Origin of the sequence: Paenibacillus sp. UNC217MF (genome assembly GCF_000686865.1) — a bacterium.
GTDB classification, from domain to species: domain Bacteria; phylum Bacillota; class Bacilli; order Paenibacillales; family Paenibacillaceae; genus Paenibacillus_B; species Paenibacillus_B suaedae.
The window spans coordinates 156658-183200 of sequence record NZ_KK366028.1 but is presented as its reverse complement, the minus strand read 5'-3'; the positions used below and the strand labels follow the sequence as shown (position 1 = coordinate 183200).

The 26543-nt window shown below is 47.7% G+C and carries 28 protein-coding genes; 15 read left to right on the top strand and 13 right to left on the bottom strand.

What is annotated here, in order from left to right; all coding sequences use genetic code 11:
* Nucleotides 1-130 precede the first annotated feature (130 nt).
* Nucleotides 131-460, top strand: coding sequence for a hypothetical protein (locus tag BP95_RS0122495; protein ID WP_021257405.1), 330 nt, complete (start codon nt 131-133; stop codon nt 458-460).
* Between the two features lie 48 nt (nt 461-508).
* Here the strand turns inward: BP95_RS0122495 and pyrH are convergent, their stop codons facing one another.
* On the bottom strand, nt 509-1246 hold the full coding sequence (gene pyrH / locus BP95_RS0122490) for a UMP kinase (protein ID WP_028533298.1): 738 nt from the start codon (nt 1244-1246) through the stop codon (nt 509-511).
* Nucleotides 1247-1518: 272 nt separating this feature from the next.
* Nucleotides 1519-1905 carry a winged helix-turn-helix transcriptional regulator gene (locus BP95_RS0122485; RefSeq protein ID WP_021257407.1) on the bottom strand — a complete coding sequence of 129 codons (387 nt, stop codon included), beginning with the start codon at nt 1903-1905 and terminating at the stop codon, nt 1519-1521.
* A 223-nt stretch (nt 1906-2128) separates the two neighbouring features.
* Between BP95_RS0122485 and BP95_RS0122480 the strand changes: the two genes are divergently transcribed.
* Nucleotides 2129-2647, top strand: coding sequence for a DJ-1/PfpI family protein (locus tag BP95_RS0122480; protein ID WP_028533297.1), 519 nt, complete (start codon nt 2129-2131; stop codon nt 2645-2647).
* A 122-nt stretch (nt 2648-2769) separates the two neighbouring features.
* On the opposite strand, the gene BP95_RS0122475 is transcribed toward BP95_RS0122480, so the two are convergent.
* Nucleotides 2770-3828: an NAD(P)/FAD-dependent oxidoreductase gene (locus BP95_RS0122475; protein WP_021257409.1), complete on the bottom strand. Its 1059-nt coding sequence runs from the start codon at nt 3826-3828 to the stop codon at nt 2770-2772.
* 200 nt (nt 3829-4028) lie between these two features.
* Here BP95_RS0122475 and BP95_RS0122470 point away from each other — a divergent pair, with 200 nt between their 5' ends.
* From BP95_RS0122470 to BP95_RS0122455, 4 genes are all read left to right on the top strand, one after another.
* Nucleotides 4029-4829 carry an ABC transporter ATP-binding protein gene (locus BP95_RS0122470; protein ID WP_021257410.1) on the top strand — a complete coding sequence of 267 codons (801 nt, stop codon included), beginning with the start codon at nt 4029-4031 and terminating at the stop codon, nt 4827-4829.
* A complete protein-coding gene (locus tag BP95_RS0122465) occupies nt 4826-5755 on the top strand; it encodes an iron-hydroxamate ABC transporter substrate-binding protein (protein WP_028533296.1) in 930 nt (309 codons plus the stop codon). Before BP95_RS0122470 ends, BP95_RS0122465 begins: the two co-directional genes overlap by 4 nt.
* Before the next feature lie 79 nt (nt 5756-5834).
* Nucleotides 5835-6845, top strand: coding sequence for a FecCD family ABC transporter permease (locus tag BP95_RS0122460; RefSeq protein ID WP_028533295.1), 1011 nt, complete (start codon nt 5835-5837; stop codon nt 6843-6845).
* The gene (locus BP95_RS0122455; RefSeq protein ID WP_028533294.1) at nt 6842-7849 is read left to right on the top strand and encodes a FecCD family ABC transporter permease; all 1008 of its coding nucleotides are present in this window, start codon (nt 6842-6844) and stop codon (nt 7847-7849) included. The genes BP95_RS0122460 and BP95_RS0122455 overlap by 4 nt, the downstream gene beginning before the upstream one ends.
* A 147-nt stretch (nt 7850-7996) precedes the next feature.
* On the opposite strand, the gene BP95_RS0122450 is transcribed toward BP95_RS0122455, so the two are convergent.
* Nucleotides 7997-8803 carry a helix-turn-helix domain-containing protein gene (locus BP95_RS0122450; RefSeq protein WP_021257414.1) on the bottom strand — a complete coding sequence of 269 codons (807 nt, stop codon included), beginning with the start codon at nt 8801-8803 and terminating at the stop codon, nt 7997-7999.
* Nucleotides 8804-9057: 254 nt separating this feature from the next.
* Here BP95_RS0122450 and BP95_RS0122445 point away from each other — a divergent pair, with 254 nt between their 5' ends.
* The 5 genes from BP95_RS0122445 to BP95_RS0122425 all read left to right on the top strand — a co-directional run bounded on the left by BP95_RS0122445 (nt 9058) and on the right by BP95_RS0122425 (nt 12656).
* Nucleotides 9058-9909: a transporter substrate-binding domain-containing protein gene (locus tag BP95_RS0122445; protein ID WP_028533293.1), complete on the top strand. Its 852-nt coding sequence runs from the start codon at nt 9058-9060 to the stop codon at nt 9907-9909.
* 43 nt (nt 9910-9952) lie between these two features.
* Entirely contained in the window at nt 9953-10705 is a 753-nt protein-coding gene (locus tag BP95_RS0122440; RefSeq protein ID WP_021257416.1) for an amino acid ABC transporter permease, read from the top strand.
* On the top strand, nt 10668-11420 hold the full coding sequence (locus tag BP95_RS0122435; RefSeq protein WP_028533292.1) for an amino acid ABC transporter ATP-binding protein: 753 nt from the start codon (nt 10668-10670) through the stop codon (nt 11418-11420). The genes BP95_RS0122440 and BP95_RS0122435 overlap by 38 nt, the downstream gene beginning before the upstream one ends.
* 35 nt (nt 11421-11455) lie before the next feature.
* Nucleotides 11456-12244, top strand: coding sequence for a DODA-type extradiol aromatic ring-opening family dioxygenase (locus BP95_RS0122430; RefSeq protein ID WP_028533291.1), 789 nt, complete (start codon nt 11456-11458; stop codon nt 12242-12244).
* Between the two features lie 88 nt (nt 12245-12332).
* Complete coding sequence (locus BP95_RS0122425) at nt 12333-12656, top strand: hypothetical protein (protein ID WP_028533290.1); 324 nt, start codon at nt 12333-12335, stop codon at nt 12654-12656.
* A 254-nt stretch (nt 12657-12910) separates the two neighbouring features.
* Here the strand turns inward: BP95_RS0122425 and BP95_RS0122415 are convergent, their stop codons facing one another.
* The 5 genes from BP95_RS0122415 to BP95_RS31140 form a co-directional block, all read right to left on the bottom strand.
* Complete coding sequence (locus BP95_RS0122415) at nt 12911-13741, bottom strand: carbohydrate ABC transporter permease (protein WP_028533289.1); 831 nt, start codon at nt 13739-13741, stop codon at nt 12911-12913.
* A complete protein-coding gene (locus tag BP95_RS0122410; RefSeq protein ID WP_021257421.1) occupies nt 13741-14628 on the bottom strand; it encodes a carbohydrate ABC transporter permease in 888 nt (295 codons plus the stop codon). Before BP95_RS0122410 ends, BP95_RS0122415 begins: the two co-directional genes overlap by 1 nt.
* A 231-nt stretch (nt 14629-14859) precedes the next feature.
* Nucleotides 14860-16245 (bottom strand): extracellular solute-binding protein, encoded by a 1386-nt coding sequence (locus BP95_RS0122405; protein WP_028533288.1) that lies wholly within the window; start codon nt 16243-16245, stop codon nt 14860-14862.
* A 698-nt stretch (nt 16246-16943) separates the two neighbouring features.
* Complete coding sequence (locus BP95_RS0122400) at nt 16944-17684, bottom strand: Bax inhibitor-1/YccA family protein (protein WP_028533287.1); 741 nt, start codon at nt 17682-17684, stop codon at nt 16944-16946.
* Nucleotides 17685-17888: 204 nt separating this feature from the next.
* Entirely contained in the window at nt 17889-19028 is a 1140-nt protein-coding gene (locus tag BP95_RS31140; RefSeq protein ID WP_036667498.1) for a DNA cytosine methyltransferase, read from the bottom strand.
* A 310-nt stretch (nt 19029-19338) separates the two neighbouring features.
* Between BP95_RS31140 and BP95_RS0122390 the strand changes: the two genes are divergently transcribed.
* A complete protein-coding gene (locus BP95_RS0122390; protein ID WP_028533286.1) occupies nt 19339-20238 on the top strand; it encodes an SDR family oxidoreductase in 900 nt (299 codons plus the stop codon).
* 141 nt (nt 20239-20379) lie between these two features.
* On the opposite strand, the gene BP95_RS0122385 is transcribed toward BP95_RS0122390, so the two are convergent.
* Nucleotides 20380-20721 (bottom strand): zinc ribbon domain-containing protein YjdM, encoded by a 342-nt coding sequence (locus tag BP95_RS0122385; RefSeq protein ID WP_021257426.1) that lies wholly within the window; start codon nt 20719-20721, stop codon nt 20380-20382.
* A 311-nt stretch (nt 20722-21032) separates the two neighbouring features.
* Between BP95_RS0122385 and BP95_RS0122380 the strand changes: the two genes are divergently transcribed.
* The 3 genes from BP95_RS0122380 (at nt 21033) to BP95_RS0122370 (ending at nt 24593) form a co-directional block, all read left to right on the top strand.
* The gene (locus tag BP95_RS0122380; RefSeq protein ID WP_021257427.1) at nt 21033-22112 is read left to right on the top strand and encodes a Gfo/Idh/MocA family protein; all 1080 of its coding nucleotides are present in this window, start codon (nt 21033-21035) and stop codon (nt 22110-22112) included.
* Nucleotides 22109-22963, top strand: coding sequence for a Gfo/Idh/MocA family oxidoreductase (locus BP95_RS0122375; RefSeq protein WP_028533285.1), 855 nt, complete (start codon nt 22109-22111; stop codon nt 22961-22963). The genes BP95_RS0122380 and BP95_RS0122375 overlap by 4 nt, the downstream gene beginning before the upstream one ends.
* Before the next feature lie 145 nt (nt 22964-23108).
* Nucleotides 23109-24593, top strand: coding sequence for an N-acyl-D-glucosamine 2-epimerase (locus BP95_RS0122370; protein WP_152522002.1), 1485 nt, complete (start codon nt 23109-23111; stop codon nt 24591-24593).
* A gap of 103 nt (nt 24594-24696) precedes the next feature.
* Here the strand turns inward: BP95_RS0122370 and BP95_RS0122365 are convergent, their stop codons facing one another.
* From BP95_RS0122365 to BP95_RS0122355, 3 genes are all read right to left on the bottom strand, one after another.
* Nucleotides 24697-24933: a helix-turn-helix domain-containing protein gene (locus BP95_RS0122365; protein ID WP_021257430.1), complete on the bottom strand. Its 237-nt coding sequence runs from the start codon at nt 24931-24933 to the stop codon at nt 24697-24699.
* A 15-nt stretch (nt 24934-24948) separates the two neighbouring features.
* Complete coding sequence (locus BP95_RS0122360) at nt 24949-25437, bottom strand: DUF2975 domain-containing protein (protein ID WP_021257431.1); 489 nt, start codon at nt 25435-25437, stop codon at nt 24949-24951.
* A gap of 143 nt (nt 25438-25580) precedes the next feature.
* Nucleotides 25581-26465 (bottom strand): LysR family transcriptional regulator, encoded by an 885-nt coding sequence (locus BP95_RS0122355; RefSeq protein WP_021257432.1) that lies wholly within the window; start codon nt 26463-26465, stop codon nt 25581-25583.
* Between the last annotated feature and the right edge of the window lie 78 nt (nt 26466-26543).

Below are 26543 nucleotides of genomic sequence, written 5' to 3'. Positions count from 1 at the left end.
ATTTCTAAGGATGATTGATATTTATCCTGAAATTTACATTTATAATTAATTCGAGAAAATAAATAAATATAAGATAATAAAGGAATATAAATGAATCTACCTAATATGATGAATATTGGGAGGTGAAAATATGAAAAAGGTAATTGTAACGCTCACAGCACTAGCAAGCATTTTCTCGTTTAGTGTATTTGCAAATGATGCATCTGCCGCTAACGTACAAGAAAGCAAATTCACAAATATCGAGACCAAATCCACCATTTATTCCTCTATTTCAATGAGAGTTGGAGAAGGCAGAAAAATTGCAGGTGATTATGTTTCTATCTCCTCCGCTAACCCAACAGACTGTTTAGGTTTGGATGGATACGGGAATTTAACCGCTTTTAAAGAGGGATATGGCACCGTAGTAGCTGAGTGGAATAGTGGCACAAGAGTAGTCTATTATGTTACGGTGACAAAATAATAGGTAACTGAAATGAAAAGGATCCACACTTGTGGATCCTTTTCTGTATTAATCAAACTGTAGAATTGATTCTTCGCTAATTAATGTGCCCTTATTTTGCCCTTCACATATGTCGCGCATCGTCCCCGGTCGATCGAAGTTGAACACATGGATGGGCAGGCGGAAGTCCCTCGCCAAAATAAATGCGGATTGATCCATTACCCTCAAATTATGCTGGATCACATCGTTATAATGGAGAGAAGCGAACTTCCTCGCATCCTTGTTCGTTCTCGGATCTGCCTCAAGCACACCGTCAACACCTTGCTTCGCCACGAGCAGAGCGTCACAATTGACCTCGATTGCCCGCTGTACGGAGGGATAATCGGTGGTGACATACGGCTGACCGTTGCCCCCGGCAAATATGACAATATACCCCTTCTCCAAATGGTGAATTGCTCGCAAGCGAATATACGGCTCTGCAACAGAAGTAACCGGCACGGCGGTCATGACGCGCACCTCCTTATCGGTCTTCGCCTTCAGAACGCCTCGCAGCATGAGACTGTTGATGACGGTCGCCAGCGTCCCAATATTATCGGCTTCTGCACGCTCAATCCCCCAACTTTCCGCCATATTTCCACGAAATATATTTCCTCCCCCAATGACGATCGACACCTCGACACCCAGCTCCACGACGGACATCACTTCACTAGCAATATGCTCTAGTCTGTCAGGAGCAAAGCCAAATTCACTGCTTCCTGCAACAGCACCGCCGCTAAGTTTAATCATGACCCGCTTGTATCTCGTCATCCCCACACCTCCGTAGAAATTGGCAAAATAAAAAAACACTAAAGCAGCGGATGCCTTAGTGTTCTTATGGAATGAAAATATGAAAATGAAATATCGAATGAACGGTTCGTCTTCGGCTTCCAATTCATACTCCCACTCCTTCTCTTCTTGATTTCCACCTATTGTAAAGAAACCATGTAGAAAAATCAACATGATCTAGATCACACTCACTGCCTCATAGCGACAAGACCGCTATCCTGCTCAGCTATGCCGTTCCTTACACGGCTGAGATGTCAGTCTTCGCCCTCGATCCCCAGTCCCTGCTTAATCTGATCCATTCGCATTTTTCCCCACTCATACATCATTTCCACAAGAGGCAGGAGCGTCATGCCAAGCTCCGTCATCGAATACTCAACCTTGGGTGGCACCTCGGGATACACCTCCCGATGCACAATTCCATCCTCCATCAGCTCGCGCAGCTGGTTGGTCAATATTTTATGAGATACTTTCGGGAATAAGCGCTGGAGATCACTGAAGCGATGAGGGCCTTCGACGCCCAAGTGCCAGAGAATGACGACCTTCCACTTTCCACTAATAATGGACAGCGTCAGTTCCTTCTCACAGTTAAAATCACCATTCACGATTTTTTTCTTTATTTCTTCTCGCAAATTATCAGACATCGATTCCATAACTCCTTAATTCTTCAATAAGTAACCTATAGGTAACCTCCGCACAAAAAAGTGCATTCTTCACAGGATGGGAGAGCGTCGGTACAATAAGACACATCTTACAGCGATGATCGCAACATCAAGTCCACTTCATATTCAGAAGTGATTCAGCACGTGCTGCAGCACGAACCTGACACCAACTTAATTGTGTACCACGAATAGGAGGCCATATTTTATGAATAAAAAAGCTTTATTTATTATACCACCTGAACGATTTAATGAAGACGAGCTGTTCCAGCCAAAAGCTGCCTTGGAGCAGGCAGGAGTGAACGTCACCATTGCCAGCACCACAACCGGCGAGATCATAGGCGACTTCCAAGGCAAAGCCACGGCAGAAGTCATTTTCTCCGATGTGTCCGCTGCTGACTATGACGTCGTAGCCGTTATCGGCGGTTCTGGCACGAATGATTATCTGTGGGATAACAAGGATCTTCAGCAATACTTGAAGCAGGCACATCAAGAACGCGTGCTTGTATCCGGCATTTGCGCAGGCGCTGTTACGGTTGCCCGTACTGGACTGCTTACAGACAGAGAAGCGACATGTTATCCGCTTGATATCCAAATTGACCAATTGAAAGCGAACAATGTCACGTATATCGCACAGCATGTGGTTGTTCATGATGATATTATTACCGCCGACGGCCCGGATGGCGCCGCACAATTCGGTGCAAGCTTGGTACAAGCGCTCGACTAATCTAATACCTGCATGCAATAATAAGAAGCCTTCGGATCAGCTTGAGCTGCCGAAGGCTTCTCTAAACAAAAGACGCCCCTCGCCTTGTCATAACAGCAAGCCGCGGGCGTCTTCCTATTTATTTATGAATTCATCATCTGCTTCACAAGCTCACGGTTGCGTTCCTTGAACACATCGTTGTGGGAAGATACCATTCCCCAGCTATTTGCATCCGGCTGAATGAATTGCTTCGCCTTATTCACCGCGTTGGCCGCATCCTGGAAGGCGCCTGCTATTAAGTGCAGCTTCCCGTCATGATGCAAAATATCCCCTGCTGCGTACAGCCCTGGAATCGAAGATTCACTGCTGGCATTGCCCGCCACATAGAAATCTTCTACCTGCTCAATCTTCAATGCACTGTTGCCAATAAGGCTCGAATCCCGCTCATAGCCGTGATTAATAATCACTTCGTCAATCGGCAATACTGCCATCTCGCCCGTCGCTTGATTCGTCAGTTCTACTCGCTCAATCGTCTCATGGTTGTCCGCTGCAATCAGCTTCGTAATGGAAGTATTGAAGAAGCACTCAATAGAGCTGTTCATCAGCTGCGTAATCGTTGCCTCATGACCGGACAGAGACTCCTTATCCTTCCGGTACGTCAAATACACTTTCTTCGCAACCGGCTCCAGTTCGTTCGCCCAATCAATGGCTGAATTGCCGCCGCCTGAAATAACCACGACCTTATCCTTAAACTTCCGGAGCGATTTCACCGTATAATTCAAATTCGTTACTTCGAAGCGCTCCGCACCTTCAATATCAAGCTTAGTCGGGTTCAAAATTCCGCCGCCAACTGCCACGATGACCGTCTTGGAGTAATGCTTCTGACCGGAGGCTGCCTCCAGTACGAAAATACCATCCTCATTGCGAGCAATCGATTCGACCTTCTCATTAAGTACAACCTCAGGGTCGAACGTCAAACCCTGCGCCACCATTTGCTTAATTAACTGTGCCCCTGTGAGAGGTGTTAGTCCACCAACATCCCAGATCATTTTCTCTGGATATACATGCACCTTGCCGCCAAGCTGTGGCTGATACTCGATCAGCTTTGTTTTCATTTCACGAAGTCCACTATAAAAAGCAGAGTACAGCCCTGCTGGGCCTCCTCCAATGACTGTCACATCAAATAATTGTTCCTGATCCATTTCCCTTTCACTCCTCAGAAACTTGTTGGTATTGATTATCATTATCAATGATATCCGATTCATCACCCTTTTACAACAAAAATTACTATTGACAACCGATATGCAGGAATTTATATTATGGAAAGAAATGATCTTGATAATCATTATCAATTAATGTCGATAACGCTCGTTCTTTTCCATAAATAAATGGAGGTTGAAGCATGGCTCGCCTATATACAGATGATTTAAGCATTGGTTACGGTGAACGCTTAATTGTCAAAAATCTAAGTGTACCTATTCCCGATAAAAAGATCACAACGATCATTGGCTCCAATGGCTGCGGTAAATCTACACTGCTCAAAGCAATTACACGCATTATTCCCCACCAATCCGGGAATGTCATCCTCGACGGTGAGAACATTGCCAGAGAAAATACGAAGCTGCTGGCCAAGAAGATGGCCATTCTGCCTCAAACCCCGGAAAGTGCTAGCGGGTTAACGGTTGGCGAGCTTGTCTCCTATGGCCGATTCCCTTATCAGCGCGGCTTCGGACGCTTAACGAAGAAGGATATCGAAGTTATCGACTGGGCATTGGAAGTGACCGGAACGATTGATTTCAAATATCGCCCTGTAGACGCCCTCTCCGGCGGCCAGCGCCAGCGCGTCTGGATTGCAATGGCCCTCGCCCAAGAGACGGAGATCATCTTCCTCGATGAACCGACAACGTATTTGGACATGGCTCATCAGCTTGAAGTATTGGAGCTGCTGCAGCGCTTGAATGATGAGCAGGAGCGTACCATTGTCATGGTTCTCCATGATCTCAATCAAGCAGCACGATTCGCCGACTACATCATCGCAATGAAGAACGGCGAAATCGTTAAGGCTGGCGATTGTGAAGAGGTTATGACCTCAGATGTACTGAAAAAGGTGTTTCAAATCGATGCTGAAATCGGACGGGATCCTCGAACGAACAAGCCGATGTGTATCACATATAACTTAATTAAAGGAGCAACAGCATCATGAAGAAGTGGTTCATCCCCTTTATGCTCATATTCGTGCTCGCGATTAGCGCCTGCACAAGCCCTGCTGCCGAGCCGAAGAAAGATGCAGCAGAGAACAAAGAAAGCAAATCTGACACAATTACATATCAGTCAGAAAATGGGCCTGTGTCAGTTCCTGTTGATCCGAAGCGCGTTGTTGTATTGGCATCCTTCGCTGGTAATGTCATGGCGCTGAACGTAAATGTAGTCGGAGTAGATGCATGGGCGAAGCAGAACCCTCGCTTTGAGTCAAAATTGAAAGATGTTGCAGAAGTGTCTGATGAGAACCTGGAGAAAATTATTGAACTGAATCCGGATCTGATCATCGGATTGTCGGGAATAAAAAATGCAGATAAGCTGAACCAAATTGCCCCTACCGTTACTTTCACTTACGGCAAGGTCGATTATCTAACACAGCATCTGGAGATCGGCAAGCTTTTGAACAAAGAAGCTGAAGCTAAGGCTTGGATCGACGACTTCAAGAAGCGCGCTGAACAAGCTGGCAAAGACATTAAAGCCAAAATCGGTGAAAATGCTACTGTTTCGGTTATTGAAAACTTCAATAAGCAATTGTATGTGTACGGCAACAACTGGGGCCGTGGAACGGAAATTCTGTACCAAGAGATGAAGCTGAACATGCCGGAAAAAGTCAAAGAAAAGGCATTGGGACCTGGCTACTTCGCACTCTCTACTGAGGTTCTTCCGCAATTCGCAGGCGACTATGTCATTCTCAGTAGAAACAAAGCTGGCGATAACTCATTCCAAGAAACGGAATCGTATAAAAATATCCCTGCCGTGAAGAACAATCGCGTGTTCGAGGTTAATATGAATGAATTCTATTTCAATGACCCGCTCACATTGGACTTCCAATTGGAGACATTCAGTAAAGATTTCGCGGCAAGCAAGTAACGTCTGGAAAAGGAATTCTTAAATTTAAGAATTCCTTTTCCTGTATTCTAAGCACCATTATGAGAAAGGGACATTATGCATGGTGAACTCGAATCAACGTACGATTCCGTTTATAGGCAAGCTAATTGTTGGAATTCTCTTATGTGCAGGAATGTTCGTCGTGGCAATGGTATTCGGCGCGGCTGACACTTCACTGCGCGATGTGTGGCTTGCCCTTACGTCGAATGCTACAAGTGACAACATTTCCGTTTTACGAGATATCCGTCTTCCACGCGAAATAGGCGCGATGGTCGTCGGTGCCGCCCTAGCTGTAGCAGGTGCGATCATGCAGGGCATGACACGCAACCCGCTTGCTGATCCTGGCCTGCTCGGGCTTACTGCTGGGGCCAATGCAGCGCTGGCCATTACACTGGCATTGATTCCTGGCGCCAACTATTATGCGATTACAATTGCTTGCTTCATTGGTGCAGCGGTTGGTGCATTCATCGTATTCGGCATCGGTGCAATGAAGCGGGGAGGCTTCTCCCCGCTTCGTATCGTTCTAGCTGGCGCTGCCGTCACCGCTTTCCTCATCGCGGTAGCGGAAGGAACAGGTCTTTATTTTAAGATATCTCGGGAAATTTCCTTGTGGACTGCAGGTGGCCTTATCGGTACCAATTGGAGTCAGCTTCAAATTATCGTTCCCGTAGTCCTCGTTGGTATCTTGATTGCAATTGGCTTCTCCAGGCAGCTGACCATCCTAAGCCTGAATGAAGAGGTCGCTGTGGGTTTAGGTCAGAAAACACTCATGGTGAAGATCATTCTATTTATCGTCATCGTTCTGCTCGCTGGCGCATCTGTAGCACTTGTTGGCAATATGGCCTTTATCGGACTCATGATTCCTCATATTGTACGAGCTATGGTCGGCACGGACTATCGATTTATATTGCCAATGTCCATTTTTACGGGCGCTACCTTCATGCTGCTTGCCGACACGCTCGGACGAACAATCAATAGCCCGTACGAGACACCTGTAGCAGCCATCGTTGCCATGCTGGGTCTGCCCTTCTTCCTGTTCATTGTACATAAAGGAGGCAAAGCATTCTCATGATCTTACCCTCTCTGTTGAGAAAGCAGCGGCTTATTCTCGTATTGCTGCTCGGGCTTATTCTGCTAACTGTCATCGTCGGAATGGGTCTCGGATACTCATCATTATCCTATGATCGGCTGCTCCCTACCCTGCTTGGGCAGGGGACGTTCAAGGAGGACTTCGTGCTGTTTTCTATCCGAATGCCGCGCATCCTGATTACACTCCTATCCGGCATGGCTCTGGCTTTATCAGGAGCCATCCTGCAGGGCGTAACACGCAATGATCTCGCCGATCCCGGAATACTTGGTATTAATGCTGGGGCCGGTGTATCTATTTCGGTGTTCTTCCTGTTCGTTCCCATAGACATGGGCTCATTCGCATATATGCTGCCTCTTGTCGCCTTTATCGGGGCTGTGCTTACAGCAGCTCTTATCTATCTATTTTCGTATCAACGGACATCAGGGCTGCAGCCTGTACGGCTGGTGCTAACTGGTGTCGGTTTCTCCATGGCATTATCAGGAACGATGATCGTGCTTATCTCCTCTTCGGAAAGGGCTAAGGTTGATTTCATCTCGAAGTGGCTTGCGGGGAATGTATGGGGTACAGATTGGCCATTTATCTGGGCGATACTGCCTTGGCTGGTTGTATTGATCCCCTATACCTTATATAAAGCGAATCGTCTGAATCTGCTGGCACTCAATGAGCCTGTCGCAATCGGGGTAGGCGTATCCATCGAGAAGGAACGACTGACATTGCTGATTGCTGCCGTTGCACTAGCTGCCGCAGCCGTCTCCGTGACTGGCGGAATCGCCTTCATTGGATTGATGGCGCCGCATATTGCCAGAGCATTGGTCGGCCCAAGGCACCAGCTGTTCCTTCCAGTAGCGATACTGCTAGGCGGCTGGATGCTGCTGGTGGCGGATACGATTGGACGCAACGTGTTGGAACCTGATGGTATTCCGGTCGGCATCGTCGTCGCACTGATTGGTGCACCATATTTCGTCTATTTATTATTGAAAAAGTAATATAGATGTTATGCCCCTCCTACTCCTTCAACGAGTTAGAGGGGCTTTTTATATGTCCATCTTCCGTGCAAGAAGAACAGAATATCTAATCTTCCGTCTTGGCTTATTGCTACTTGAACTATCGGGTGATTGATGCGGCGGATGAACTCATAGCTGTTCCATGTACTTTTTAGGCGTAAACGTACTGAATTCCTTGAACTCTTTAATGAAATGATTCTGGTCGTAATACCCCAGCTCCATCATCTCCTCCAATACCCCCTCATAATTCAAACGCAGCAGGGCGTCCAATACATGCTGAAAACGCACGATACGGCTGAACAGCTTCGGGGACATCCCTACATACTCATGAAATACCTTCGCAATATATCGTGACGAATACCCTGTATGCTGCGATAAATCAGACATACTTCGCGATCCGCTGCTGCTAATGATTTGCTCCGTTACATGCTTCAGCCAGGACGGTGTCTCGTCCTCTTCTTGGATAAGCTGGCGATAGAACGATTCGAATATCGCGATTCTTGCCGGCATATTGTTCGCTGCCGCAATTTGCTCCAGCAATATGGAGGAATTGCGGATCACATCCGCTAGTGGGATTTCGCGATCAGTGAACTCATGGGCGGGATAGCGAAGCACATGCCTGCCATAGCCGGGGAAGAAGCGAATCGCAAACACATCACAGTTCCCTTGGCGGAATCCGCCTTGCTTGCCTGAAGTCACCGTTCCGCATACGTTAGCGCTTGGGCGATCCTGATCACAGCAAATCATAATATCAATACTTCCATCAGGCAGTATCATCATCGGATGGCTGCTTGCTTCGTTCAAGGAAAACGTATAATACTGAATCCCCATCGGCTTGGGATAAGCCGACAGCCGATTGTCGAAGTAGTTCATCTGCTTCCGTTCAAAGGATGGCTGATGAGGGAAATATCCCAGGTTGTCAGGCTGTGCATTCATGACACGATCACCCCCACATTAATTGTATTTATCCTATCGGATTAATTATATTAAAATCAAATCTTCTGTGTGCTGTCAATCCTCCTCGACCCTCATTTCCTCTGGATCCCTCATAGCTGAAGTAGCTGTCCTTATCAACAAATTTAGCGCTGTTCCGATTTTTACTATATTTACACCCCGATATCCCGTAAGATGGCAAACAAATAACCGTATAGGATTACTCGGATATAGAAGTCGAGGGAGGAACGCCGAATATGAACAAGAAGAAAAGAATACTCTGGTCATTGACCGTAACAGCTGCAGTGGCACTCACCGTAATCGCCACAGGATGCAGCAAGGCAGCCGATCAAGCATCATCTACCGGCGAGCAGAAGGTCAAGACCTTGCTAGTCGGCACGAGCGGCGGGCCGAAGCCTTATGTGTATGTGGATCCGAACAACAACCTCGATGGCTACGACATTGCTGTCTTGAAGGAAATTGACAAGCTGCTCCCGCAATATGACATTCAGTTTGAGAAGACCGAGTTCCCAAGCATATTCGCTGGCATCGACTCTGGACGATATCAAATTGGCGCCAATAACATCACCAAGAAGCCGGAACGCGAAGAGAAATATCTATTCGGCAACGAATACTACTACTTCAATCGCACCGTGGTAGTGGTGAAGAAAGGCCGTACGGACATTGCATCCATTCATGATCTTTCAGGAAAAACGATCCCAATCAGTCCTGGCGGTGGATTCGAGCAGCTGTTCGTCGAACAATTCAACAAGGAGCATCCGGACAAAGAGATTAAGCCTGCTTATACCGAACAAGATCAGATCAAAACCTATCAAGACATTTCCAATGGAGCAGCCGATTTCACCTTTGCTGAAAAAGTCATGCTGAGAGACATTGAGAAGGAATACGGCATTGCGCTTGATACCGTAGAGCTTCCTAAGGAAGAAATCGAAAAGATTCAAAACCCGAAAGCCTATTTCATATTCAGCAAAACAGGCGACGGCCCTGCCATTCGCGATGCATTCGATGGTGCGCTGCGCACACTGCTGGACAATGGCAAGCTGAAGGAACTGTCCATTCAATATTTAGGAGCCGACTATACGAGATAATCAAGCCTGCTCCATTCCAAATATCCATAAAGAAGTGATGTGCATGCCCAATTTATTTGATGTAGAACTCGTGTTCAGTCAAATTCCTGAACTGCTTGCGTACTTGCCGATCACGCTAGGAATTGCCTTTGCATCCATGCTTCTTAGCCTACTGATCGGCCTTGCGACGGCACTAATCAAGATTAAGCAAATTCCCGTGCTCCGCTCTCTGTCGGCATTCTATGTCTCCTTCATGAGAGGGACACCGATTATCGTTCAGCTCTATCTGGCCTTCTATGCGGTTCCGATGGCTATGCAGTATATCAATTATTATTACGGGACGGACTACAATACGAACCATATTCCGCCGATGATCTTCGTGCTCATCACCTTTGCCTTGAATGAAGGAGCCTACAACTCAGAGAGTATTCGGGCTGCTATCCAATCTGTCGATAAGGGTGGCATTGAAGCCGGATATTCTATGGGTATGACAACAACGCAGGTTCTGCGCCGCATCATTTTGCCCGAAGCGCTCGTCGTTGCACTGCCAACCCTCGGCAATTCTCTAATCGGGCTGATTAAGGGCACTTCACTTGCCTTTGTATGCTCGGTTGTGGAGATGACAGCCGCAGGCAAGCTGATGGCTTCCCGCAATTTCCGCTTCTTCGAAGTGTATGTGTCGCTTGCGATCATTTACTGGCTCGTGACAATTGTGATAGAGCGCCTAATTGCGCGTTGGGAAAAGCGGCTGAAGGTCAACGAGAGGAGGGTGGCAGCTGATGATCCGAATCCAGGGCTTACACAAAACATTCGGTAAACATGTCGTGCTGCACCATGTGGATCTGACGGTTGAGGAAGGTCAGGTTGTCGCCATCATCGGCCCTTCGGGCTCAGGCAAGTCTACACTGCTTCGCTGCCTGAACTTCCTGGAGACACCGCAAGCGGGCTCAATTGCACTGGGCGACTATGAGCTTAATATGTCCAAGGCGACGAAGCGCGATATTCTGTACTTGCGCCGCAATACCGCAATGGTATTTCAGCAGTTCCATTTACTGAAGTACAAGACAGCTCTTGAGAATGTTATGGAAGGTCTCGTGACGGTACAAGGAATGACGACACAGCAAGCCCATGACATCGCAAGCAGCTACTTGGATCGAGTCGGACTTCAGGATCGGAAAGACTACTACCCTCGCGAGCTATCAGGCGGTCAGCAGCAGCGTGTGGGCATTGCCCGGGCACTCGCCCTTCAACCGAAGGTAATTCTGCTCGATGAGCCAACCTCTGCACTTGATCCGGAGATGGTTGGCGAAGTGCTTGCCGTTATTCGGGCAGCTGCCAAGGAAGGACGGACGATGATTATCGTATCTCATGAGATGGGGTTTGTTCAGGAAATTGCAGATAAAGTGATCTTCTTCGATCAGGGTTCGGTCGTGGAAGAAGGAACACCGAAAGAAATCTTCAGAGCTGCGAAGCACGAGCGGACGAAGCAGTTCCTCTCCCGTGTCAGCCGACCTGCTGATTATGTGATTTAACGCTAAGAGCTATAAAAAAGGAAGGTGTGTGAATCATGTCCACCGCTACAACGACTTCGGCGCCTGTATTATTTCTTGCACATGGATCGCCGCTCATCGCCATTCAGGAGAATGACTATACTCAATTTTTAGCTCAATTTGCCAAGGATCTGCCTGTAAAGCCAACTGCCTTCGTCGTATTCACTGCACATTGGGAAGTGGAATCCAGCACGCGAATAACGTACACGGACGATACCTACCACACCATTCATGACTTCGGCCCGTGGTGGATGGATGAGATGTTCGCCGTACAATATCCTGCTAAAGGAAATAAAGAGCTGGCTCTCCGTATCCACAATCTATTCAACCAACACGATATCCAGAGTGAGCTGGACGCCGAGCGAGGGCTTGACCATGGCACATGGTCCTTGCTCAAGCAGTTCGATCCGAACGCTTCCACTCCTGTCGTACAGTTGTCAGTGAATCCGAATCTGAGCGCCAGGGATCAATTCTTGATTGGCCGTGCCATTCGGGAGCTGCAGCATGAAGGTGTGCTCATTATCGGAAGCGGTGTGACCGTTCACAATCTGAGCCTGCATAGCGACGTAACTGAATCATGGGCGCTGGAATTCGACGATTGGCTGATTGACAACATTGAACGCAAGAACTATGATGCTCTATTCAACTATGCCGAAGACGCTCCCTACGCGAAGCTTGCTGTGCCTACACCGGAGCATTTCGTTCCGATCCTGATCGCACTAGGAAGCGGAGAACCAGAACGCGAGGCTAAGGTCATCTACCGAGATTATGCAGGTCTGCTTAGCTATTTGTGCTATCAATTCTGATCTAGGCCTGAGGGTATCTGCGGACAGTCTTGTTTACACGCCATATTGACCATATTGAATAATTTAAAACGAAATGGAGGCGATGAAGATGGCGGATTGGTCGCGAGTACTGCCATTTACCCCTGAATCAGCGGAGCTTATCCCTGAAGCGGCCGGAATCTTCGTGTTCCTGACGAAGCAGCTGGACAATCGGATGTACAAAGTCATCTATGTGGAACAGACTGCGAATTTGAGTGCACGCTATCTCGATTACGTGAATGGAGAAGAGCCGTATCTGCTTGAACATGCAGTAAACTATCGATACGTTGTCGAGCCCCAGCAAGAAGCGCGTGATGCGGAAGAGAGGCTTGTGCTTACTGAAGGTTCCCCCACATTGAACTTGATTAGAAGCGGTTCTCTATCCATCATCTAATCACGCCCATTCACCCTCGTATCATCCTCCGTCGAACAAAGGCCTGCTCTCATGGGTAGGCCTTCTCGCGTAATGGGAAGAGGGCATCCTCCTTCCCCAAAGCATCCCTTTCAAGGTACTGAAACCGATATGAGATAACGAACATGCACAATTGCATGCAACCCACTTCCTCTATCCAACATGACAAAGGCTGTCCTCTATGACGAGAAGACAGCCCCATTCCCCAATTCTAGCTATTTGCTAAATCGATTAGATTACCCCTTAACACTTCCTGCTGTCACACCTTCAATAATTTGCTTTTGCAGAACACCATAAATGACAATGACAGGCACGACGCTGATCGTAATTGCCGCAGTGAGTGCCCCATAGTTCATATTGAACTTGTCGGCAAAGGATACGACTGCAACCGGCAGCGTACGCAGCTCCTGATCGGACAAGAACAGGTTCGCCATAATGTACTCGTTCCAGTGGCTGATGAAGTTCAAAATAAAGACTGTGACAAGAGTTGGCATCGTCAATGGGATAATGATACGGCGCAGCAATCCATAAGTGGATAGTCCATCCATAACCCCTGCTTCTTCAAGCTCTGTCGGAATCGACTTGAGGAAGGCAGCGATGACGAACGTCGTTAACGGGATGCCGAATGCCGCATACGGAATCATCAGGGCGAACGGCGTGTTGTAGATGCCGAAGTCCTTAATCATCATATACAACGGTATAAGCAGCGATGCGGGTGGAATGAGGATCGACAGTAGCAGAAGCCCCATTACGAGCTTGCTTAGAGACGGGAACCTCATCCGTGTAACTGCATAAGCAATCGCTGTAGAGAGAAGTATGGTCGCAGTCGTCGCGATCACGCTAATGTATAAGCTGTTCACGAAGTACCGGCCTATATGTGCACTCGACAAGGCATTATCATAATTGTCCCAACTTAACTTCGCTGGCAATCCCCAAGGATTATTGAAAATCTCTGTATTGTCCTTAAAGGAAGAGAGCACAACGAACAATATAGGGAAAATAACGATGACTACGTAGATGAGAAGCACGGCATGAGACAGAATACGCTTGGATCGATAAGCCCTCATTAGTATTCCGCCTCCTTCGACGTCTTCTTATTAATGATATGGTAAATGAGCGAGAGAATTGCGGTAAATACCGTAATGATGATCGCAATGGCATTCGCATAACCGAAGTCGCCAAGCGCATATGCCTGCTGATACATGTACGTCGCCATAACTTCAGAGCTGCCGAATGGCCCGCCATTCGTCATGATGAGTACAATATCCAGCGCCTTCATGGCACCTGTGATGGAGAGCAGCATCGTTACTACAATGACAGGGCGAATGAGCGGAATGGTTAGCAGCCATGCCTTGCGCCAGCCGACCGCACCGTCTATTTCTCCGGCCTCCAACATCTCCTTCGGAATCGCGAATATGCCCGCCAACACAAGGACAATGTAGAATCCTGTCCACTGCCAAGCATTGGTCACGAGTACGGACAGCATTGCGGTATTCTCATCGCCCAGCCACAATCTTGTCCATGTATCGAGGCCGACTGCCTTCAAGATTTGATTGAGCAGACCTGCATCGGGTGAATAAATGAACTGCCAAATAACCGCAATCGAAGCGGTCGAGAGGATACTCGGCATAAATACAGTCAGCTTGTAGAAATCAAGCATCCGTCTTACACCGCTGACCAATATGGAGACGAACACAATAATGGGTACCTGAATGAATACGGAGAAAGACACAAAATAAATATTGTTCTTGAACGCGATCCAAAACTTCTCATCAGACAACGCCTTGGCGAAGTTATCGAATCCGTTAAAGACTGGCTCCGTAATGCCGTCCCAACTCGTTACGGAATATTGAAGCGACTTGAATAGAGGCACTAAATAGAACGTAATGTAAAGTGCCAGTGCCGGAACTACAAACAGAAAGAAAGCGACACGATTCCGGAGTATCTTGTTCATGATTCACATCTCCCATTATCCGGTGAGCGTGGGGCCATAACCGGGACAAAATGATAGGAAAACACCTGCTGGAGTCCGTTCATAGATGAAGACTGCCTGATCAGCTGCTATTTCTTCCTGGTCAGAGCTGTAATAGCTGTAATGCCTAACGAACCAGCCGTACGCATCAACCCTGATAAGAAAGGGGAACCACAGCGCTGCTGCGGCCCCCAACTATGCAATACGACGAGATTATTTCCCTTCCTTATTGCCCTTATCTTGTGCTTGCTGCATACGCTCAGCTGCCTTCTCAGGCGTGAGCTTGCCGCCAAGAACCTCTTGTACCGTTTGCTCCAGCGTAACCTTCACACTCTTCTGCACAAGCGCATCGAATGCTGGGAATGCACCTTTTGCAGAGCCTTGCGATTCGCCGAGCGCCTTCACTAATTCCGTACCACCCTCGACACCGCTCACACCCTTCATTGCAGGAATACGGCTGGATTCAACGAGACTGCGTTTTTGTTCCTCGATCGTGTATAGATTTTTAATGAATGCTTTAACGGCCTTCAGCTCATTGTCCTTCAGCGTAGCGGAGAAGCCATATCCGTTCGACCAACCGCCATTGATCAAGCCATCACCAGGCCCGCCAACATCAGGCATGCGGAAGAATCCAGCTACATCCTTCACTGTAGAAGTATCTCCTGTAATTGCATTCGCTGCCCAGCTGCCATCGAACAGCATCGCAGCCTTGCCTGTGTAGAAATTCGCTTGACCTTGCGGATACTTGAGACCAAGTACGTTCGGGTCAATATAGCCTTTATTTTTGAAATCTTGAATGCGCTTAAATGTCTCAATGATTGCTGGATCTGTCCACTTTGTCTTTCCGGAAGCAAAGCCTTCTTGCAGCTCTGGTCCGCCCAAGCCGACGAATAGGGAGTTCACAAGCATGTTGGCTGCCCAGCCATCCCCTGCGCCTGAGCCCAATGCGATTGGTGTAATACCTTTTGCTTTCAAGGCTTCACACACTTTGATCAATTCATCCCATGTCTTAGGCACTTCTACGCCCGCATCCTTGAACAGTTTTTGGTTGTAGAAGAAGCCTTCGATATAACCAGCCTCAGGGAGTCCATAAATTTTGCCGTCCACTGTAAATTCCCTTAAGTTGAAGAATGCATCCTTCAAGCCCAGTTCATCCAAAATCCCAGTCAAATCAAGCAAACGTCCAGCCTTAGAGTACTTCACCGTGTCATCGCCACCGAACAGGTTGAAGATCGGAGGCTGCGTGCCAGCGGACATTTCCGCCTTCAGCTTCACGTCACGGTTAACTGTATCCTCTACCCCGTCCAACTTGAACTTCAAGCCGGGAACATCCTGTTCTGTCTTCGCTACAACATCCTCCAGTTGCTTCAGCGTCGCCTTCGCAGTGTCACGGACGTTGATGTGACGAATGACCATGGAGAATTCTTCAACCTTCTCCTCTTTAGCAGGTTCTTGCTTCGCAGGCTCCTGCGGCGTTGTCGTTGTTGTCTGCTCCTTCGCTGGTTCAGCCGGTTTTCCCGCATCTTTACTACCGCAACCAGACAAAGCCATCATGCCCATCAAGGCGATAATCATTAACAACATCAAGCTTTTTTTCATCTCATAACACTCCCGCATGTTCAAATTTGTCCAAGCCTAAAAAAATGGCACTATCCTACCATTCAAGCTTCTGCGTATCTTGGAGTTAGCGAAATGAGGCTGTATCTTGTTGACTGTTGTTGGTATAACCCTCTTTTGAATTGTTACGGTGGATATTACAAAGTCATTGTGGCAGCGATCACCTCCTTGCCAGAATCAAAAGCGGAATGAAATATGATCATGATGTAGGCGAATGCTACCGAGAAATTGTAAAAGTGTGGTCTGGCAATAATTAAAGCGCTTTCGAAAGGAGTGAGGACTCGATTAATTAAAGCGCTTACGAAACTGGGTAAGAAGATATTGCCCTATACGGTGATGAGGATAAGATGAATGTCTATTCGGGAAAAAGTAAATTTGGATGTGAATATAAGAATGGATATGCGGTAGTACCGGAACTACTCGTGGCTGGTGATGCAGGCTCGATGACTATTAGGTCTAATTGCTTACATTGTAGAGGGATACAAGATGCTACTACAAGGATGAATTCCTCTACTCGAGGGATAAATTTAACGAAAACGGAGCCTATATTAGCTGTAAATGAGCAAAGCACTTCCCATATGCCTAAGAGTGAACAGCTTATGTCAGCCTTCTCTATCTACAGAAGTACACGAAATAAGCCATCCCTAGAGAGGAATGGCTTAAAAATACATGCAGTTCTATTAATCTCGGTTAGCGATCTTGGCAAGCAAACGAATAATCTCAATGTACAGCCATACAAGCGTCACGAGCAATCCGAATGCACCATACCACTCCATATACTTTGGAGCGCCCTGTTCCGCACCTTCTTCAATCAAATTAAAGTCAAGAATGAAGTTCAATGCTGCAATGATGATGATAACGACAGATATTCCAATGCCTATAAGCGAGCTCTCGTGCAAATAAGGAATGGTAATACCGAAAAATCCCAAAATAAAGCTGAACAAGTAGACAAGGGCAACTCCTGCTGTCGCCGTAATGACACCTTTACGGAATCCGTCTGTCGCCTTGATTAGTCCAAGTCTGTACACCAGCAGCATGCCCATGAATACGCACATTGTCAGCAATACTGCCTGAAGGGTGATTCCTCCTTGCCATGCTTCGAACCTTGCAGATATAGCACCTAAGAAAAGTCCCTTGGCTATCGCATAAATCGGCGTAAGGAACGGGGCCGTTGTCGGAACAAAGCTGATAATAAGTGCTAGAATCGCGCCGCCTATTACTCCACCTATTAAATATGGATTCATATTGTATCCATTCGCGAACATAGTCCACGATATGACTGCCGCTCCAACAAGCAGCGCCAGCGCCATGAACGATTTATTGACGGTACCGCCGATCGTCATTCGTTCTTGATTCTCATAGTTACCCTGATTTGCAAACGTTTCTTCATTAAGCGTTGGATTTCCGCTACGTCCGATCAATGAGTATACCTCCTAATTATTGGTTCCATCTATTGTATCATATGCATGTCATTCAGCCTATATGGTTAATTAAATGATTCATGTAAACCTCTTAAAGTCCTAACCGCGAAAGGTGATTCTACTTATTTTTTTACACATATGGATGCACAAAAAAAGTGCAGCAATGATCTCTGCACCTTTTGTATTCCTTATAAGCAACCTATGTTACCTGCTTGCTGTTGCTTCCATTGGATTCTTTTCTTGTATCTCTGTAATGCGCTCAAGCAGCTGCATAATCGAACTGCCCAGCACTCTTGCAAGACGGACGGGAACTGCATTTCCAATCTGCGTATATTGCTGAGATAATGTGCCTGCTACATGATATTCCTTCGGGAATTCTTGCAGGGCAATGTATTCCTCAATGCTTATCGGACGATCCTCATACGGGTGTCCGAGATTCGTACTCTTCTGAATGGGCGAGGTCAGCAGCGTTGGGGCTGGCCGATCGACCCATAGGCGCCGATAGAAGCCTACCTTGCCTCCGCCTGATTCATAGGCGCCGCCCATAGCCAGTTCTACGAACTCCTCGGGCAAGCTTCGCCAGTTGCCTCCACCCTGCGGAATCATGTGCATGTAATACAATCTCTCCGGTGAATACCGAGGGTAATGATGCTCTTCTACGTTCAAGTCGCGCAAAACATCTCCAAGCTTCACCCATCTCGCCAGCCCTTCGCCGCCCTCAGCGTCATGTGTCTTGGCGGGAAACGCATATGTTGTACTCAAGTCCTTGCGTACGCCGACAAAGAATACCCGCTCCCTCGACTGAGGAACCCCGTAATCAGCTGCTTTCAGCAGTTCAAAGGTCACATTGTATTCATGGAAATGCTGGAGCAAATGTGTGAGCGCACTGCCGGGCATCTCCTCCGGTTCAAGCGGAGCATGCTCCTCTCCCCGCTGGCGCAGTGGTCTATGTTTCAATGAAGCAGACAGCAGTCCGCGCACATTTTCCAATAGAAATACCTTGGGGCGTGTCTCCTCCACCAGCTGCGCGAACTTCAACATCGCATTGCCGCGCGGATCTTCAAATGCCTGCCTTTTGCCCGCCGTGCTGAATGATTGACAAGGACTGCCGCCGAACATGAGATCAATGTCCTGCCCCTCATCCAAGCCTGCCTCTCGATAGATGCGCTCCCGAGAATAGTCCGAAATATCGCCTTCGACCACATTCATATCCGGATAGTTTGCCCGAAGCGTCTCGCAAAATATAGGTTCTATTTCAAGTGATAGTTTAATATCGAAGCCTGCCTGGTGAATGCCTGTATCGAGTCCACCAGCACCTGCAAAAAAAGAAATTGCCGTTGCCATAATTGCCACCTCAACCTGTTGTTCTACCTCGTATTATACCATCTCCCTTCTGACAGGTCCATGAGCGTAACCGACTTGTGCTTGTTTATTATTTGCCAAACTCGCACAGGTACAAACTATTCCTACGTTAATTATAGAACTAGGAAGATGTGTTCGATGGGACAAGTCTCTTGTTTGTATAACATGTTCGCATTCCGTTTGCACAATAAAGTCTCCGCCATGTGTCACGATCGTACTTCCGAAGCACCAATTTAGGAGTAGGCGAATATCCTGCCTGTAAGTTTATGAAGCTACAGGAGGATGTCTTGCCATGATTCCGATGATTCCTTATTACAGCTATGAAACGCAATGTCGCCAAGTCCCCCTTACCTTCCCGCCGCAGCATCAGAATGTGCAGCCAGGACTTGAATATTTGATGCACCCTCTGCCAATATCCGATAATCCAGGCTACAAGGGCAGCGGCAAACTGGCGGGCAAGGTAGCGATTATTACTGGTGGTGACAGCGGCATCGGACGTGCTGTTGCCATCGGCTTTGCCAAAGAAGGGGCAGACGTTGCGATCGCCTATCTATATGAGCGTGTGGATGCAGAGGCAACCCGCCAAATGGTCGAAAGCTATGGAGCTCGATGCTTGCTGCTTGAAGTCGATCTCCGTCAGCCAGCACACTGCCAAGAGGTCGTCCGCAGAACAATCGAACACTATGGTCGGCTCGATGTGCTTGTGCTGAACCAGGGCGTTCAGTTCCCTCAGGAAAGTCTGCTCTGCATTTCTGACGAACAGCTGGAAAATACGTTCCGCACGAACATCTTCCCAATGTTTTATTTGACCAGAGCCGCCCTCCATCATCTACAGCCGGGAAGCTCCATCATCTCAACCGCTTCTGTAACCGCATATGCAGGCGCTCCACTGCTAGTTGATTATTCCTCTACCAAAGGAGCCGTCGTATCCTTTACACGTTCATTGTCACTACAGCTTGTTGATAAAGGCATACGCGTCAACGCTGTCGCCCCAGGTCCCATATGGACGCCGCTTACCGTATCCAGTTACTCAGCTGACTATGTCTCAACCTTTGGACGTGACACCCCAATGAGACGTGCCGGACAGCCATTTGAACTCGCACCGACTTATATTTATTTAGCTTCCGATGATTCCTCCTATGTCACAGGTCAGGTGCTTCATGTAAATGGCGGTATCATGTCCGAAAGCTGAGCATACGATGAACAACGTTGTCAGTGTGACCCCCTCGTCGCTCAGCGATGCCCAATTTCAATCTTGCAATTGAATAGCGGATACAATAAAACCCACCTGTGACAGTTGTCTAGGTGGGTTTTACATTTTCGCATAGCTCGCTTATATCTTTTTTACAAATTCAGACTTCAGCTTCATTGCGCCAAAGCCATCGATTTTGCAATCAATATCATGATCGCCGTCAACAAGGCGAATATTTTTCACCTTTGTTCCGATTTTGATCACGGAAGAGCTTCCCTTTACCTTCAAATCCTTAATGACAGATACCGTATCTCCGTCGTTCAATATATTGCCGTTCGAATCGCGAATGACCTTGTCATCTTCCGAATGGCTAGCATCTGCATTCGCAGACCACTCGTGCCCGCATTCCGGGCATACCAGCATATTGCGATCCTCATACGTATATTCCGATTGGCAGGAAGGGCAGTTAGGCAAATTAGACATGTTTCATAACTCCATTCATTCTATATTTTCAAATCAGTAAGCTCTAAGTATATGGGATTGATGGCAAGGATTCCACTATATATGGGATTTGTCCGGAATCTGTAAAATATGCACGCCCATTGCAGTAGCTATGTAGAAGACGTAGATTGAGGCGATCCCTACTCGAAAATCGAACAATAATCCCAATTTTATATACGAAAGTCAAATTAATTAAAGCGCATACATGCTACCATGGGAGTACTTATTTCGCAAGTCACTAGAACTAATTCGGCCTAGTTCCTTACTGGCCCCATACCTTGGAGGGATTCGATATGAGTAAAACGATTGTTGCCATTATCGGCTGCGGGACGATTGCGAACAGTGCCCACATCCCGTCTTATATGGCGAATTCAGAGGTAGAGATTAAGTATTTCTGCGATATTCGTAAGGAACGGGCAGAGCAAGCTGTCGAGAAGTACGAGTGTGGGGAAGCAATTGAGGATTATCATATCATTCTGGATGATCCGGAAGTCGTAGCTGTGTCCATCTGTACACCGAACTATTGCCATGCCTCCATCGCGATTGATTGCATGCGCGCAGGCAAGCATGTGCTGTGCGAGAAGCCAGCTGCCAGAACGTATGCAGAGGCACTGGAGATGCAGAAGGTGCAGCATGAAACAGGCATGACGCTGAACATCGGGGTCGTAAATCGATTCAATACTGGCGTGAATATTATTAAAAAGATGATTGCCGACGGCGATTTGGGCGAACTGTACCATGTTTACGTCAGCTTCCGCTCCCAGCGTTCGATCCCTGGTCTTGGCGGGGACTTCACGAACAAGGCTGTTGCCGGCGGCGGCGCACTCATTGATTGGGGCGTACATTTCCTCGATATCGTGATGTACTGCACGGGCGATCCAGATCCGCAGACCGTGACCGGTCAGGCTTATAGCAAGCTGGGCACGGATATGGAGAACTACTCCTACATCAACATGTGGGCAGGGCCTCCGAATTATGCAGGCACGTACGATGTAGATGACTTTGTAACGGCAATGATCCGCACTTCCGGTCCTTCCATTACAGTCAATGGCGCTTGGGCTCAAAACATTGGCGTGGATGAAATGTACATCGACTTCCTAGGCGATAAGGCTGGCATCCGCCTGCAGTACGGCGCAGACTTCACGATCTACAGCGCGAAGCATGGGGCTCTGATGGAGAGCACGCCGAAGTTCAATAAGACAGATATGTTCCAGAACGAGATTGACAGCTTCATCTCCTGTATTAAATCCGGCGAGAAGCTGCCTTCCCATATTGATACGGTTATTCTGACTGCCAAGATGCTGCAAGCTATTTACGATTCATCCGAACAAAGAAGGGAAATCTCGTTCGCGAAGGAAGGTTCGTTCGCATGAAGAAGATCGGGTTTATCGATTATTACTTAGACGAATGGCATGCCAATAATTATCCAGCATGGATTCGCAATGCTTCTGAAGGAACCATGGAGGTCGCCTATGCCTATGGCCTGAAGGATTCGGAACATGGGCTCAGCAATGCTGCATGGGCGGAGAAGCATGGTGTTCAGCTATTGGACAGCATTGAGCAAGTTGTCGCGCAGAGTGATTACCTAATCGTGCTCGCCCCTGACCATCCAGAGCAGCACGAAATCCTTGCTGAGCTGCCGCTGGCTTCTGGCAAGCCGACGTATATCGATAAGACGTTCGCCCCTGATCGGGCTGCGGCCATTCGCTTGTTCGAACATGCTGCTAAGCACGGCACGCCGCTATACTCCTCATCGGCCCTGCGATATTCAGCGGAATATACCGAAGCAGACCGTGATGGGATTGAGGTTATATCCAGCTTGGGGCCTGGTGCATTTCATAACTACTCCATTCATCAGATCGAACCGATTGTTTCGCTGATGGGAGCAGACGCGAAGCGAGTAATGTCTATTGGAACGAAGACAGCCCCTGCGCTGCTGATTGAATTCGGGGATGGCAGGCAAGCGACAGTTCGCCATCTTGGCGACGAATGCCCATTTACGATGGCAGTAAAATATCACTCAGGCAGCAGCCGCATCTTGAAGGTGGAATCGGACTTCTTCCAGCTGTTCGCCCGCGATTTGGTTGCTTTCTTCGAGTCTGGTCATGCGACCGTTCCGCCTGAGCAGACAATTATGATTATTTCCATTATTGAAAATGGAATGAAAGCATTGCAGCAGCCGTATGAATGGATTGAGCTCCCTTGCGCTGCTGTCCATTCGTAATGCAAGTGAAAAGTGAAATGGACAATTTGCATTTCATGAACCAATTCGTTATAAAGGAACAATAATAATTGAGCCACAGTAGGCTCTGGTTCAACATGAGGCAGAGGTAATGCAGCAAGAAGCTGGCATAAGAGGAGGTATTGTGATGTTTTCATTTCGTTCGTTTCGCAATTTCGGATTAACCGGTTCCCATACGGATCGCTTACCTCCTCCCATCTTACTGTCATCGATCACGAATACATCGCCCAAGCAGAAGCTGCATCCCTGCTCACCACTTGCGAAACAACATTCCCCTGCCCTTGTAGGGCCTACGATCCAGGTAGATCCGACTTTCCGCTATTATCAAGATCGCTCGGCAGCCAGCATTGCTGATGAGATTATCCAAAATGGCTTTGTGGGCGTCCATTATTTCGTCGTCAACGAAAACAACGTCAATCGTGAACTCATTGAGGCATTCAAGCAGAGAGGGTTGTACGTATGGGCGCTTGTACTCGGCAACGGATCTTACTCCGTAGAGGGATTCCCTCCGGAATGGCCTAGCTGGCAAATGGAACTGCTGAAGCCTGTGAATGACGGTTACTATCGCTTCTCCCCGCATAGTAAGGACTATGTCCAATGGAAGAAGCAGAAGCTCGCCCAATTGGTACGCGATTATCCTTTTGACGGGATCGAGGTAGCAGAACCGTATTTCCCTGAATGGGACGGAATTAAGCGTGGTGTATACGGCGATGTTGGCCCCCTTGCCCAAGCGGCATTCAAGGAACAGTACGGGCACCCACGCATACCGAACTTCACCAATCCACGCGATCCAGACTATTATCTGACCAATAAGGCGCTATATCAGGATTGGATCGATTTTCGCGTCAAAGCGGTGAACAGCTTCCTGAATGAGGTCATGAACGGAGAAGGCGGAGTACGAGAAGCCCGATGCGACATCCTAGTGGCTACTTGGTCGCTGGCGATAGACGCCGGACCTGACTCTGTTGCCAAGCTCCGCGAGCTGCAAGGGCTCGATGCTGCGGCGATGATCTCGGCCGTTCAGCCTGACCTTCACTTCCTGCAAACGCATTGGCCAGATTGGATGAAGCCGCAGAGCAAGCTGCCGCCACAGTATATTCGCAGCTACCAGAACTTCGTGGATCAGATACGTGCCGTCCATCCGAACATCCCGCTAGGTGTGCAGGCCGATATTGGCTCTACCCTGTCAATGGTGAAGGATCGCAGCTGGCTTCAAGAATTCGGCGAGGTAGCACAGGACATGGGGTTCTCTACTTGGACTGCCTATGAATATCATCTCGGCAAGTATATGTACGACGAAGCCCCTGTTCCGACTGCGGTCGCCAGACCACAGCGAGACAAGGTCGTGATATCGTTTCAAAAGCGGATTGATGAAGCTTCCGCCAAGCGTCCCGGCAGTGTGAGCATTGTAACGGGCAAGGCAGAGCTCCCCCTTCCACCAGAACTTATTTCTGTCGACGGCAATATGCTTATCATTCAATCCGATCAACTGCCGCAGTCAGCATTCTTCCTGCGAATTCAACAGATTGCGGATACACCTTCCTATTGGCTGTATAACAAGGATAAGCCCGCCAATGTGATGAAAGGCGTTACGATTGTGACGGTACAATAACAGACAACAAACAAAAAAAGCAATCCACTTGCCCCGAGGCCATTCGGACGGCTGTTGATTGCTTTTTGTGGTGTTCAGCTTATTGACGGATATCCCGCACTTCTTAGGTGTCCGAGCTGTCTCCCTGCTCTTCTTCATCCTCAACATATTCGAGAATATCGCCGGGCTGACAGTCTAAAATTTTGCATAGTGCATCGAGTGTAGAGAAGCGTACCGCCTTCGCTTTATTCGTCTTCAATATCGACAGGTTAGCCATCGTGATGCCCAATTGCTTCGAGAGCTCGGTTGAACTCATCTTCCGCTTGGCCATCATTACATCCAGATTCACGATAATTGCCACAACTATAACCTCGCTTTATATCGTTTGATCGTTTTCCTCCTTGATTCTCGCAGCCTCCTCAAACAACTGAGCCAAGGTTAAGCTCAATAACCCACCTGTTAGCGCAATGAACGTTACGACTACCATCGGGACGATAGTCGCCGCATACAAGAATAGATCGTAAGCGTATATCAAAAATACGGAACAACCATTGAACAAGATAATCTCAATAAATGCACAGACTGCAATGACTTTCAATGCCTTTGCGGTATGATAGGTGAACGGATTGCCGCCTACCGCTATTTTACTAAGTTTCTTGAGCTGAAATAAAGCCATCACAAACGGCACCGCGCATAAATAGATACTGCTCGTAATCACCGTCACCATGTCCTGATCTAGAATCGAATAGGCACTCTTCAAAAAGGCGGTCAGCAGTAAAGGAGTCGCCAAAAGCGCGAGCAAGGTTAACACAATACCGCATGCCACAATGATGTTCACAACTCTTGAACTCATGGATGTTTTCATTTCCCCAGCCTCAACTTCCGTTTTCTATGGATTTGAGACCCATTGTAGATCAGTATTTATTGTTAGTCAATAAATATTAACTCCTTAACAATAATTTCAACGTTTTGCAGACTTGTTACAGATAAGCTAAACATTCGTCCACATCAGTTCTGGCGAAGTTCCCTCTCCAAAAACCGATATATATTTGCGGCTGCACACTTTAACGGATGTTCCCCTGATCTACTAAGCATGCCGGACAGCATGTCCACTTCGACTCCGTCTATCGCTCGTACAGTTGTCCCTTCTGGTATCGGGTTCACCATTATTTTTGGGACTAAGGCAATTCCTAGCCCCCTTTGTACGTAATGCTGCAGTGCCGTCATGCTGCCAATCTCCATGGTGTCCATAGATAACTGTCCGGCTTCCCGCAGGATGAAATCAAGCTTTTTGCGATACGGACAAGTCGCTGCTGTGATCAATAAGCGATGCCCCTCGATATCTGCCAGTTGAATGGTATTGCGTGCAGTGAGCGAATGATTTTCTGGCAATAACAGAACAAACTTCTCTACGAATAGCGGTTCAAAGTGAAGATCGGTGCCTACCTCTGGAGACGAGCAAATCGCAAAATCAATTTCGCCGCGAAGCAGCTTCTCCGCCAATACAGGCGTGCTCGCAATTTCTACAGCAATACGAATCCTCGGATAGTTGTTCATGAATTGTGCGATCTGAATAGGCAGCCGATGGCTAGCCGTCGGTTCCGTTACGCCAATGCGGACTGATCCTGCTTCCCCGTTGCTCATATCCGCAATATTGATCTGCAGCTGTTCCATGCGATGTACAATATCCAGGCTCTGTTCGTAGAACATTCTGCCTGCCTCTGTTAGTTGAATCGTTTTTCCTCGGTCAAAAAGCTGTGCGCCCATCTCCTTCTCCAACTTCTGTATTTGCATCGTAATGGTAGATTGTGCGTAGTTCATTTCCTCTGCTGCACGGTTAAAGCTGCCGTATTTAACGATACACTGGAATGTTTTTAAGGTTTTGATATCCATTAGCGTACTCCTGCTCATAAGTTCAATATTATTGAATCATCTCTTCATATCATTCAATTATACAGATAGATAGGCATC

Bases quoted from the DNA above. Each gene is read 5' to 3' on its own strand.
- BP95_RS0122435 (WP_028533292.1), top strand. From the start codon at position 10,668: ATGATCCGAATCCAGGGCTTACACAAAACATTCGGTAAACATGTCGTG.
- BP95_RS0122440 (WP_021257416.1), top strand. From the start codon at position 9,953: ATGCCCAATTTATTTGATGTAGAACTCGTGTTCAGTCAAATTCCTGAA.
- BP95_RS0122430 (WP_028533291.1), top strand. From the start codon at position 11,456: ATGTCCACCGCTACAACGACTTCGGCGCCTGTATTATTTCTTGCACAT.
- BP95_RS0122370 (WP_152522002.1), top strand. From the start codon at position 23,109: ATGTTTTCATTTCGTTCGTTTCGCAATTTCGGATTAACCGGTTCCCAT.
- BP95_RS0122455 (WP_028533294.1), top strand. From the start codon at position 6,842: ATGATCTTACCCTCTCTGTTGAGAAAGCAGCGGCTTATTCTCGTATTG.
- BP95_RS0122465 (WP_028533296.1), top strand. From the start codon at position 4,826: ATGAAGAAGTGGTTCATCCCCTTTATGCTCATATTCGTGCTCGCGATT.
- pyrH (WP_028533298.1), bottom strand. From the start codon at position 1,246: ATGACGAGATACAAGCGGGTCATGATTAAACTTAGCGGCGGTGCTGTT.
- BP95_RS0122450 (WP_021257414.1), bottom strand. From the start codon at position 8,803: ATGAATGCACAGCCTGACAACCTGGGATATTTCCCTCATCAGCCATCC.
- BP95_RS0122425 (WP_028533290.1), top strand. From the start codon at position 12,333: ATGGCGGATTGGTCGCGAGTACTGCCATTTACCCCTGAATCAGCGGAG.
- BP95_RS0122460 (WP_028533295.1), top strand. From the start codon at position 5,835: ATGGTGAACTCGAATCAACGTACGATTCCGTTTATAGGCAAGCTAATT.
- BP95_RS0122475 (WP_021257409.1), bottom strand. From the start codon at position 3,828: ATGGATCAGGAACAATTATTTGATGTGACAGTCATTGGAGGAGGCCCA.
- BP95_RS0122410 (WP_021257421.1), bottom strand. From the start codon at position 14,628: ATGAACAAGATACTCCGGAATCGTGTCGCTTTCTTTCTGTTTGTAGTT.
- BP95_RS0122415 (WP_028533289.1), bottom strand. From the start codon at position 13,741: ATGAGGGCTTATCGATCCAAGCGTATTCTGTCTCATGCCGTGCTTCTC.
- BP95_RS0122385 (WP_021257426.1), bottom strand. From the start codon at position 20,721: ATGTCTAATTTGCCTAACTGCCCTTCCTGCCAATCGGAATATACGTAT.
- BP95_RS0122470 (WP_021257410.1), top strand. From the start codon at position 4,029: ATGGCTCGCCTATATACAGATGATTTAAGCATTGGTTACGGTGAACGC.
- BP95_RS0122445 (WP_028533293.1), top strand. From the start codon at position 9,058: ATGAACAAGAAGAAAAGAATACTCTGGTCATTGACCGTAACAGCTGCA.
- BP95_RS0122380 (WP_021257427.1), top strand. From the start codon at position 21,033: ATGAGTAAAACGATTGTTGCCATTATCGGCTGCGGGACGATTGCGAAC.
- BP95_RS0122390 (WP_028533286.1), top strand. From the start codon at position 19,339: ATGATTCCGATGATTCCTTATTACAGCTATGAAACGCAATGTCGCCAA.
- BP95_RS0122405 (WP_028533288.1), bottom strand. From the start codon at position 16,245: ATGAAAAAAAGCTTGATGTTGTTAATGATTATCGCCTTGATGGGCATG.
- BP95_RS0122375 (WP_028533285.1), top strand. From the start codon at position 22,109: ATGAAGAAGATCGGGTTTATCGATTATTACTTAGACGAATGGCATGCC.
- BP95_RS0122495 (WP_021257405.1), top strand. From the start codon at position 131: ATGAAAAAGGTAATTGTAACGCTCACAGCACTAGCAAGCATTTTCTCG.
- BP95_RS31140 (WP_036667498.1), bottom strand. From the start codon at position 19,028: ATGGCAACGGCAATTTCTTTTTTTGCAGGTGCTGGTGGACTCGATACA.
- BP95_RS0122485 (WP_021257407.1), bottom strand. From the start codon at position 1,905: ATGTCTGATAATTTGCGAGAAGAAATAAAGAAAAAAATCGTGAATGGT.
- BP95_RS0122355 (WP_021257432.1), bottom strand. From the start codon at position 26,465: ATGGATATCAAAACCTTAAAAACATTCCAGTGTATCGTTAAATACGGC.
- BP95_RS0122360 (WP_021257431.1), bottom strand. From the start codon at position 25,437: ATGAAAACATCCATGAGTTCAAGAGTTGTGAACATCATTGTGGCATGC.
- BP95_RS0122480 (WP_028533297.1), top strand. From the start codon at position 2,129: ATGAATAAAAAAGCTTTATTTATTATACCACCTGAACGATTTAATGAA.